The sequence below is a fragment of the Spirillospora sp. NPDC049652 genome, from assembly GCF_040675125.1.
Taxonomy (GTDB): domain Bacteria; phylum Actinomycetota; class Actinomycetes; order Streptosporangiales; family Streptosporangiaceae; genus Spirillospora.
Map to the genome: position 1 here is coordinate 1 of NZ_JBFAOF010000170.1, position 10,462 is coordinate 10,462.

The window sequence follows — 10,462 nt, forward strand, 5'->3', positions numbered from 1 at the left end:
CTGGTGTGGGGCGCGGTCGCGGGCGTGCCGGGGCTGCTGGCGTACCGGGCCGCGAACACGCTGGACGCGATGGTCGGGTACCGCAATCCGCGTTATGAGCGGTTCGGGTGGGCCTCGGCGCGGTTCGACGATGTCGTGAACTGGGTTCCGGCACGGCTGACCGGGGTCGTGGCGGTGGCGTGCGCGCCGCGCGGACGGCGGTCCGAGGCGTGGCGGGTGCTGCGGCGGGACGGCGCGTCCCATCCGAGCCCGAACGCCGGACGCTGCGAGGCCGCCTTCGCAGGCGCGCTGGACGTCCGGCTCGGCGGGGCGAACAACTACGGCGGACGGATCGAGAAGCGGCCTGAGCTGGGGGACGGACGGTCGCCGGAGGTCGCCGACATCCGGCGGGCGGTACGCCTGTCGGGGCGGGTGACCGCCGCGACGGCCGTCCTGTGCGCGGGCGTCGCCTGCGCGCGGGACGCGATATCGCCCGCACGCGGGACGCGATGAGGGATCGGGCACTGATGCGGACGGGCGGGACGCGATGAGGCGCGGTGGGGCGCTGCTGGTGGCGGGGACGACGTCGGACGCGGGCAAGAGCGTCCTGACGGCCGGGCTGTGCCGGTGGCTGGCGCGGCAGGGGGTGCGGGTCGCGCCGTTCAAGGCGCAGAACATGTCGCTGAACTCGATGGTCACCGCGGACGGCGCGGAGATCGGGCGGGCGCAGTACACCCAGGCGCTCGCGGCGGGCGTCGAGCCGTCCGCGCTGATGAACCCGGTGCTGCTGAAGCCGGGCAGCGACCGGCGCAGCCAGATCGTGCTGCTCGGGCGTCCGGTCGCCGAGGTGGACGCGCTGGAGTACGGCGCGCACAAGGAGCGGCTGCGGGCGGTCGTCCTCGACAGCCTGGCCGAGCTGCGCGCCGCGCACGACGTCGTGGTCTGCGAGGGCGCGGGGAGCCCGGCGGAGATCAACCTGCGCCGCGGCGACCTGGCGAACATGGGCCTCGCGCGCGCCGCGGACCTGCCGGTGATCGTGGTCGGGGACATCGACCGGGGCGGGGTGTTCGCGTCCCTGTTCGGCACGCTCGCGCTGCTGGAGCCCGCCGACCAGGCGCTGGTCGCCGGGTTCGTGATCAACAAGTTCCGGGGCGCGGCGGAGCTGCTCGCGCCCGGCCTCGCGCAGCTCGCGGCGCTGACGGGCCGGCCGACGCTGGGCGTGCTGCCGTGGCAGCCGGGCCTGAACCTGGACGCCGAGGACTCGCTCGCCCTGGACGGCCCGCGCGCGCAGGCCGCGCCGCCGGTCGGGCGGGAGACGCTGCGGGTGGCGGTCGTCCGGGTGCCGCGCATCTCCAACTTCACCGACGTGGACGCGCTGACCTGCGAGCCCGGCGTGGTCGTCCGGTACGTGACGACGCCGGGGGAGCTGGCGGACGCGGACCTGGTGATCCTGCCGGGTTCGCGCGCGACGGTCGCCGATCTGGCGTGGCTGCGCGAACGCGGGCTCGCCGACGCGATCGTGACGCGCGCGCACGAGGGCAGGCCGGTCCTCGGCATCTGCGGCGGCCACCAGATGCTCGCCCGCACGATCGAGGACGAGTACGAGTCCGGCGCGGGCACGGTCGAGGGCCTCGGCATCCTTCCGGCCACCGTGCGTTTCGGGCCCGCCAAGACGCTCGGACGGCCGTCCGGTACCGCTTACGGTCAGCCCGTCCAGGCGTACGAGATCCACCACGGGATCGTCGAGCCGGACGGCGGCGAGCCGTTCCTCGACGGCTGCCGCGTGGGGGCCGCCTACGGCACGACGTGGCACGGCGCGCTGGAGAACGACGGGTTCCGGCGCGCGTTCCTCGCCGACGTCGCCGGACGCGCCGGACGCGACTTCACGCCCGCTCCGGACGTCGCGTTCGCCGCGCTCCGCGAGCGGGCCCTCGACACCGTCGCCGACCTGGTGGACGAGCACCTGGACACCGCCGCGATCATGGCCCTGCTGGAGCGCGGCGCGCCGCCCGGCCTCCCCGTCGTCCCGCCCGCCGGCCCGCCGGACCTCGTGTCCGGCCCGCGGGACCCGGGCGTCCCGGTAAGGTGATCGACTTGCGTGTCCAGCCGACCCCGACGTGCAGGGAGGTTCGCCGGTGACCGAGCCGCGGAGCAGTCTCGTGGTGCCGATCATGAGGGCGAAGGTCCCCTGCGACGTGCAGCTGGAGTTCCCGCTGCCGCCGGGCGAGGAGCCGATCCGCGAGCCGTTCGCCGCCGAGGTGTACGTGACCTACGCGCTGGAGCTGCCCGCCGCGCCCGGGACGGTGGCGCTGCCCGGCGCGGGCGCGGGACGCCGCTACGAGCACGTCGCGCGGCGGCACTGCGCCGAGCTCGGCATCGACCCGCGCGACCTGGCCCGGCAGGCGTCGATCAACCTGCGCGACCTGCGGCCGGAGCTCGGCCTGCACTGGTATCCGGACGCCCGCGCGGTGACCGTGACGCTCGGCTCGGCCGACGCGGACGACCCGTCCGGGCGGGGCGGCCTGGAGGCGAGCCTGCTGCTGGACGAGGGCTTCTGCGACAAGCTCGCCCAGGACGTGGAGGGCGACCTGGTGGTGGCCGCGCCGGCGCGCGACGTCTTCGTGGCGTCCGGCACCGGGCATCCGGACGGGCTGGCGAAGCTGCGGTGGGCGGTCGACCAGGTCTGGGCGGCCGAGTCCGCCGCCGACCCGGAGGTCCCGGCGAGCTGGGACGTCCCGGCCGGCTCGCTGCTCACCCGCGACCTGCTCGTCCGGCGTCCGACCGGCTGGGAGCCGCTCCCCGCCTGAGCGCGCGTCCCGCGTCGGCTCAGAGCGTCCGCGAGCGATGAAAAGCGGCTTTCGGCCGCTTCCGAGGGGGGCCGAAAACCCGGATCCGGCGGGAACGGCGCCCGGCCGAATACCGGGGGGTCTCCGACGGGTTGACGGCCGAAACCCGGACCGATGGGGCCGGTGGTGTGCGGTCAGATCCGAGTGTTCCGGGACAAGAGCGGGCAGGTCGGGACGTCTGTCGGCTTGACCTGAATCCCGGCTGACTTAGACCGAAATACCATGAACCGGCCGTGTCGGCATGCCTACCCGGCGTAGCCTCCGCTTGTCGTTTCCCGGCGGAAGGAGACCCGGCATGGAAGGCAACCTCGCGTCCACCCTGGCCCGTCGCGCGGACACCGGCGGATGGCGCGACCGGCCGCTGTTCTACACCGGCGACGGGACGGTCAGCCACGGCGAGGTGCACGACGCGGCGGCCCGCGCGGCGGGCGTGCTGCGGGCGGCCGGGGTCCGGCGCGGGGACCGGGTGCTGCTCGCGCTGCCCGACTCGGTCCCGCTGGTCGCGGCCCTGTTCGGGACGCTCCGGATCGGCGCGGTGGCGGTGTTCGCGGGGCCCGAGCAGGACGAGCGCGAGCACGCCTACGTGCTGGCGGACGCCGAGCCGCGCGCGGTGGTCTGCGCGCCCGAGCTGGCCGGGCGGTTCCCGTCGGCGCAGGTCCTGACGGGCGGCGACCTGGCCGACGAGCCCGCGTCCGTGCCCGAGCCGGTGCCGGTGGACGGGGGAGATCCGGCCTACGTCCAGTACACGTCCGGGACGACCGGAAAGCCCAAGGGCGCGGTGCACCGGCACACCGACGCGGAGGCGTACTTCGCGGCGATGGGCTCCCGCGCGCTCGCGATGCGCCGGTCGGACGTGGTGTTCTCGCTGGCCAAGGCGTGCTACCCGTACGGGCTCGGCGCGACCGTGCTGTTCCCGATGTTCTGCGGGGCGGCGGCGGTGCTGTGGGCGGCGCAGCCGAGCGTGGAGGGGGCGGCCGAGCAGGCGCGCCGGCACCGTCCGACGCTGCTGTTCACCGTCCCGACCTGGTACGCGCGGCTGGTCGCCGCGCCGGAGCGGGCGGCCGGGGTGCGCCGCGCGTTCGGGTCGCTGCGCGCGGCGGCGTCGGCGGGCGAGCCGCTGCTGCCGGCCCTCGCGGCGCGGATCGAGCGGGTGCTGGGGTGCCCGGTGCTGGACGGGCTGGGCAGCACGGAGGTCGGGCACACGTTCGTGTCGAACACGGTCGAGCGGCGGCGGCGCGGGACGCTCGGCGTGCCGCTGGAGCCGTACGAGATCTCCGTCCGCAGCGAGGCGGGGCCGGGGCGGCCGGCCGGGCCCGGCGAGCCGGGCGTGCTGTACGTGCGCGGGCCGTCGGTGATGCTGGGGTACCTCGGCAAGCCGGGGCGGACGGCGGAGGTGCTGTCGGAGGACGGCTGGCTGCGCACCGGCGACCTGGTGCACGTGGACGGCGACGGGTTCGTCCACCACCACGGCCGGGTGCTGGACCAGGTCCTGGTGTCGGGGCGGCGGGTGTCGCCGCTGGAGGTCGAGCGGATCCTCGGCCAGCATCCGGGGCTGGTGGAGGTGGCGGTGGTGCCGGACGGCTCGGCCGCCGGGGGCCTGCACGCGTACGCGGTCGCGATCACCGGGGCGGACGAGATGGTCCTGCTCGCCGAGCTGCTGGACCTGGCGCGGACGCGGCTGCCCGAGCACAAGGTGCCCGCGACGGTGAACTTCCTCGCCGAGCTGCCGCGCACGTCCACCGGGAAGATCCGCCGCTCCGCGCTGCGCCCCGACGGCCGGGGCTGATCCGCCTCCGCCCTGATCCGCCTCCGCCCTGATCCGTCTCCGCGCTGATCCGTCTCCGCGCTGATCCGCCGCTCCGCTCCGCGCCCCGCCGCACCCGGGTAAGCGGACGCCGACTCGGCGTCCCGGGCACTCCCTTGCTAGGGTCCTTGTTGCGAGTTATGTGCAACTAGGAGAAGTATGCGAAAGTCAGTGCTGGTCATGGGGGTGGCGACGGCCCTGGCGGTCGCCGGTTGCGGGGGCGCCGGCGAGGGCGGGGGAGGTGGCGCCGCCAAGTCCGGCGGGACGTTCACCTACGCGATCGGGGACGAGCCGGACACGCTGAACCCCGTCCTCCAGGACGAGCACATCGACCCGGTCACCGAGATGATCTTCCGCGGCGTGACCCGGCACGACTCCGCCAACAAGGTGATGCCCGGCCTCGCCGAGTCGTGGCGGGTCTCGCCCGACCGGCGGACCTACACCTTCACCCTGCGCAAGGGCCTGACCTGGCAGGACGGCAAGCCGCTGACCTCGGCGGACATCAAGTTCACGATCGAGGAGATGAAGCGGGCCGGGGCCGGCGTCCCGCTGTCGCGCAACTTCGCGTCGGTCGCGTCGGTGGAGACCCCCGACGCGGCCACCGCGACGCTCAAGCTCAGCCGCCCGTTCGCGCCGCTGCTGGACGCCATGTCCGTGGGCCTGCTGCCGCAGCACGTCCTGCAGGGCAAGAAGCTGACCGACGCCGACTTCGGGCGGCGGCCGGTCGGGGCCGGGCCGTTCCGGCTGACGACGTACAAGCCCGGCCAGTACGCCGAGCTGGTGCCGTTCGACGGGTACTACGAGGGCAAGCCGAAGCTGCCGAAGATCGTCATCAAGTACGTCCCGGACGACAGCGCCCGGCTGATCCAGCTCAGGACGGGCGAGGTGGACGCGGCGCACGTCCAGCCCCAGCAGGTGGCGCAGGTCAGGAAGGTCAAGCGGGTCCGGGTCGAGACCTACCCGACCGCCGACTACCGCGCGCTGATGCTGAACTTCCGCAAGCCGGTCTTCGCGGACAGGAAGGTGCGGCAGGCGATGAACTTCGCCGTCGACCGCGACGCGATCGTCGGCAGCGTCCTCAAGGGCCAGGGCAGCCCCGCGACGGGACCGCTGGACGAGTCGCCCTACAAGTCCGAGCCGGCGCCGTTCTCCCACGATCCCGCCAAGGTCGAGCAGCTCATGAAGGCCGCCGGATACGCCAGGAACGGGCAGGGTCTCTGGGCCAAGGACGGCAAGACCGTCGCCTTCGAGCTGACGACCTTCGCCGAGGACTCCGCGCGCGTCGCGATCCTGAACGTGTCGGCGACGCAGCTCAAGCAGGCCGGGTTCGACGTCCGGCCGAACCCGCGCCCGCGCGACTGGGTGCGCAAGCACTGGGGCGACCTGGAGGCGTTCGTCGTCGGCTGGGGCACCCCGTACGACCCCGACTCGTCGGTCTTCGGGCCGTTCTCGTCCAGCGAGGCGCTCGCCAAGGGCGGCTCCAACTACGGCTCCTACAGCAACCCGGACGTGGACGCGGCGCTCGCCAGGGGCCGCGACACCGACGACCCGGCCGTCCGGAAGGCGGCGTACGCCGACCTGCAGAAGGCGCTCGCCGAGGACCCGCCGTTCGTCTGGATCTCCTACCTCAAGACCGACAACGCCGTCCCGACCACGCTGAAGGGGCCGCAGCAGCGCACGCTCGGCCACCACGGCTACGGATTCTTCTGGAACGCCGAGAAGTGGTCCTGGTCCTGAGGCGCCGGGCGGTGACGGCCCTCGCGGTCGTCGCCGCCCTGTCGGCGCTCTGCTTCGCCCTCCTGGACACCGCGCCCGGAGACCCGGCGGCGAACATCCTGGAGGCGCGGTCGGGCGGACGCCCGCCGAGCGCCGCCGCCGTCGCCGAGCTCCGGCACTCCATGGGGCTGGACGACCCGCTGCCCGTCCGGTACGGGCGCTGGGTGCGGGACGCCGTCCACGGCGACTTCGGCACGTCCTACAAGACGGGCCGCCCGGTGTCGGAGGTGCTCGCGGACACCGTCCCGTGGACGCTGCTGCTCACCGGCGCGGCCGTCCTGGTCAGCGTGCTCGGCGCGGTCGCCGTCGGGCTCGCCGCCGCGCTCACCCGCCGCGCCTGGCTGCGCCGCGGGATCGAGACGACGCTGTTCGCCGTGGGCGGCATGCCCGGTTTCGTCGTGGCGCTGCTGCTGCTCTGGGTCTTCTCGGCCTGGCTGGGCTGGCTACCGTCCGGCGGGGTGTCCCAGCCCGGCCGGCCGGTCACGCCCGGCGTGCTGCTGCCGCATCTGGTGCTGCCCGCGCTGGCGCTCGCGTTCGGCCACCACTTCGGCGCGTACGCGCGCCTCGTCGAGACCGGCGTCGGACGGCTCCGGACCGCCCCGCACGTCGACAACGCCCGCTCGCGCGGCCTCCCCGAACGCGTCGTCGTCCCGCGCCACCTGCTGCGGCCCGGCCTGGTCCCGTTCGCGGCCCGGCTCGGCGTCGGCGTCGGCGGCCTGGTCGCGGGCGCGTACGCCACCGAACTGATCTTCTCCTGGCCGGGAGTCGGACGGCAGGCCATCCTCGCCGCGCAGAGCCAGGACTACCCGGTCCTCACGGCGATCGTCCTGGTCACGGGCATGATCGTCGTCCTGGCCAACCTCCTCGGCGACCTCGCCGTCGCCTGGCTGGACCCGCGCGTGAAGCTGGAGCCCGCCCATGCCCACTGACAGCACGGGCGTCTCCCCGGCGGCCGCGGGGACCTCGCGGCGCGGGCTGCTCGCGTTCCGGATGCCAGCCGGACGCGCCGGGATGTGGGCGGCGGCGCTCGTCCTCGCCGCGATGGCCCTGGCGGCGGTCGCCGCACCGCTGCTGACCTCGCACGACCCGATCGCCACGGACACGGACGCGACGGGGCTGCCGCCGGGCTCACCGGGCCACCCGCTCGGCACCGACCTGCTGGGCCGCGACCTGTGGGCCCGGCTGCTGTACGGCGCGCGGACGTCACTGTCGGCCGGGCTCCTCGCCGGAGCGGTCACGGTCGCCGCCGGGGTGCTGCTCGGCGCGGTCGCCGCCGCCGGGCCGCGCTGGCTGTCGGCCGTGATCTCGCGGGTCGCCGACGTGCTGCTCTCGGTGCCGATGCTGATCGTCGCGCTCGCGCTGTCGGCGCTGCTCGGCCCGTCCCTCGGCACGGTCGTCGTCGCCGTCGCGGTGACGAGCTGGATGCCGGTCGCGCTCACCGCCCGCGCCGAGCTGATCAGCCAGCGCGAGCGGCTGTACGTCCGCGCGGCGTACGCGCTCGGGCTGTCGCGGTGGCAGGTCATGCGCCGGCACCTGCTGCCGGGCGCGCTGCCGCCGATCGCGTCGATCGCGGCGTTCGAGGTCGGGCACGCGATCCTCACCGAGTCCACGCTGAGCTTCCTCGGCCTCGGCGTCCCGCCGAACCGGCCGAGCTGGGGGAACCTGCTGACCGAGGCCCAGCAGCACCTGCTGACCGGCGAGTGGTACACCGTCGCCTTCCCGGCTGCGTGCGTGGTCGCGACGATCCTCGCGGTGAACGTGCTGGCCTCGGCGTTCGCGCGCGGCGAGGGGAGGGCCTGGTGAACGAGCATCCGCAGGACGCCCTGACCATCGGCGGCCTCACGGTGGACGTCCCGGCCGGCCCCGGCGGAAACGGGCGGACGCACCGGGTCGTGGACGGCCTGGACCTGGCGGTCCCGCGCGGACGGGTGGTCGCGCTGGTCGGGCCGTCCGGGAGCGGCAAGTCGCTGACCGCGCGGTCGGTCGTCGGGCTGCACCGCGAGGGCGTCCGGGTCGGCGGGACGGTCATGCTCGGCGGCACCGACCTGCTGTCGCTCCCCGAGCGCGGGTTGCGGGCCGTCCGGGGGAGCCGGGTCGGCTACGCCTTCCAGGACGCGGTGGCCAGCCTCAACCCGACGATCACCATCGGCCGCCACCTGACCGAGACCCTCCGCGCCCACCGGCCGGCCCGCGAAGGCCGGGCCGCGCTCCTCGCCTCCGGCCGGGACGCGCTGCGGCGGTGCGGTCTGGACGCGGACGCGGTGTGGGACGCGCGTCCGTTCGAGCTGTCCGGCGGGCAGGCGCAGCGCGCCGCGCTGGCGCTCGCGACCGTCCTCCGGCCGGACGTGCTGATCGCCGACGAGGTGACCACCGCGCTCGACCCGGTGACGCAGGCCGAGGTGCTGGACGCCGTCCGCGCGCAGGCCCGCGACGAGGGCCGCGCCGTCCTGCTGATCACGCACGACCTGGCCGTGGCGGGCCGGTGGGCCGACGAGATCGCCGTCATCACCGAGGGCCGGATCGTCGAGCACGGCACGTCCGGGACCGTCCTCGCCGAACCCCGGCACGCCTTCACCCGCGCCCTGGTCGCCGCCGCCAGCCTGGAGCCGCCCGCCCGGACTCCGACCCCGGTTCCGGACGCGCGCGAAGCCGCGGCGATGTCGCTGAGCGGCGTCCGGCGCGTGCTGGGCGGACGCGGCCGCAGGACGGTCGCGCTCGACGGGCTCGACCTCGACGTCCGGGAGGGCGAGGCCGTCGCGGTCGTCGGACGGAGCGGATCCGGCAAGTCCACGCTGGTCGGGGTGCTCGCCGCGCTGGACCGTCCCCAGGACGGCCAGGTGGTCGCGGACGGCCGCGACGTGTGGGCACTGCGCGACCGCGAGCGGCGCGCCCTGCGCCGCCGGACCGGCCTGGTCTTCCAGGACGCTCTCGCCTCCTTCGACCCACGGCACACCGTCCGCCAGGTCGTCGCGGAGGCCGTCGGGACCACCGGCGGGGACGCGGGCGGGGCGGTGGAGGCGCTGCTCAGCCGGGTCGGGCTCGATCCGGGTCTCGCGGAGCGGCGTCCGGCGACGCTGTCGGGCGGGGAGCGGCAGCGGGTCGCGGGGGGGGGGGGCGGGGCCCCCGCCCGGTGCCTCACTGCGGGTTGTTGCCGTGCTTTCGGGCGCGGGGCGCGACGCTCTTGTTGCGGAGCATCGCGAGCGCCCGGGCGACCTCGATCCGGGTGCGGGCCGGGTCGATCACGTCGTCCACCAGGCCGCGCTCGGCCGCGTAGTACGGGTGCATGAGCCGTTCCCGGTACCGCTCGACCAGCTCGCCGCGCAGCGCGGCCGGGTCGTCGGACGCGGCGAGGTCGCGGCGGTGCACGACGTTGACGGCCGCCTCCGCGCCCATCACCGCGATCTCGTTGGTGGGCCAGGCGAGCGAGACGTCCGCGCCGATGGAACGGGAGTCCATGACGATGTACGCGCCGCCGTACGCCTTGCGCAGGATCACCTGGACGCGCGGGACGGTCGCCTCGCAGTACGCGTACAGCAGCTTCGCGCCGTGCCGGATCACGCCCGCGTACTCCTGGGCCGTGCCGGGCAGGAAGCCCGGGACGTCCACGAGCGTCACCAGCGGGATCCCGAACGCGTCGCAGAACCGGACGAACCGGGCCGCCTTCTGGGCCGCGTCCGCGTCCAGCACCCCGGCGAGGACGCTCGGTTGGTTCGCCACGATCCCGACGGTCTCGCCGTCCAGCCGGGCCAGCGCGCAGATGACGTTACGGGCCCAGTTCTCGTGCACCTCCAGCACGTCGCCGTCGTCCACCAGCTCGGCGACGACCTCCAGCATGTCGTAGGGCCGGTTCGGCTCGGCGGGGACGAGGTCGGCCAGCCGGGGGCGCGGGTCGCCGTCCGCGCCGCGGGCGGGCCCGGCGGGCGCGGGCTCCAGGTAGTTGGACGGCAGCAGCGAGACCAGGTGCCGGACGTCGGCGAGGCAGCTCTCCTCGTCCTCGTGCACGAACGACGCCACGCCCGTCCGGGTGCCGTGCACCTGCGCGCCGCCCAGCTCGGCG

The 10,462-nt window shown here is 75.2% G+C and carries 8 protein-coding genes and 1 pseudogene; 8 read left to right on the forward strand and 1 reads right to left on the reverse strand.

From position 1 onward, the window contains the following. The 8 genes and pseudogenes from AB0J52_RS14265 to AB0J52_RS14300 form a co-directional block, all read left to right on the forward strand. Positions 1-492: cobalamin biosynthesis protein CobD/CbiB (locus AB0J52_RS14265; RefSeq protein ID WP_500182019.1), on the forward strand; the 492-nt coding region annotated here is incomplete at its 5' end. Positions 493-526: 34 nt separating this feature from the next. Next, positions 527-2,068, forward strand: a complete 1,542-nt coding sequence (locus AB0J52_RS14270) for a cobyric acid synthase (RefSeq protein ID WP_500182020.1) — start codon at positions 527-529, stop codon at positions 2,066-2,068. A 46-nt stretch (positions 2,069-2,114) separates the two neighbouring features. After that, on the forward strand, positions 2,115-2,786 hold the full coding sequence (locus AB0J52_RS14275) for a DUF1444 domain-containing protein (RefSeq protein WP_500182021.1): 672 nt from the start codon (positions 2,115-2,117) through the stop codon (positions 2,784-2,786). A gap of 334 nt (positions 2,787-3,120) precedes the next feature. Continuing rightward, positions 3,121-4,611, forward strand: coding sequence for an AMP-binding protein (locus AB0J52_RS14280; protein WP_500182022.1), 1,491 nt, complete (start codon positions 3,121-3,123; stop codon positions 4,609-4,611). A 177-nt stretch (positions 4,612-4,788) separates the two neighbouring features. Beyond that, positions 4,789-6,366, forward strand: a complete 1,578-nt coding sequence (locus AB0J52_RS14285) for an ABC transporter substrate-binding protein (RefSeq protein WP_500182023.1) — start codon at positions 4,789-4,791, stop codon at positions 6,364-6,366. A gap of 11 nt (positions 6,367-6,377) precedes the next feature. Continuing rightward, on the forward strand, positions 6,378-7,334 hold the full coding sequence (locus tag AB0J52_RS14290; RefSeq protein WP_500182024.1) for an ABC transporter permease: 957 nt from the start codon (positions 6,378-6,380) through the stop codon (positions 7,332-7,334). Further along, a complete protein-coding gene (locus AB0J52_RS14295) occupies positions 7,324-8,208 on the forward strand; it encodes an ABC transporter permease (RefSeq protein ID WP_500182025.1) in 885 nt (294 codons plus the stop codon). The genes AB0J52_RS14290 and AB0J52_RS14295 overlap by 11 nt, the downstream gene beginning before the upstream one ends. An 89-nt stretch (positions 8,209-8,297) precedes the next feature. After that, positions 8,298-9,497 (forward strand): annotated as a pseudogene (locus AB0J52_RS14300) (ATP-binding cassette domain-containing protein); the annotation flags it as partial. Between the two features lie 43 nt (positions 9,498-9,540). Here AB0J52_RS14300 and AB0J52_RS14305 read toward each other — a convergent pair. After that, a partial coding sequence (locus AB0J52_RS14305) for an acyl-CoA carboxylase subunit beta (RefSeq protein ID WP_500182026.1) occupies positions 9,541-10,462 on the reverse strand: 922 nt, incomplete at its 5' end.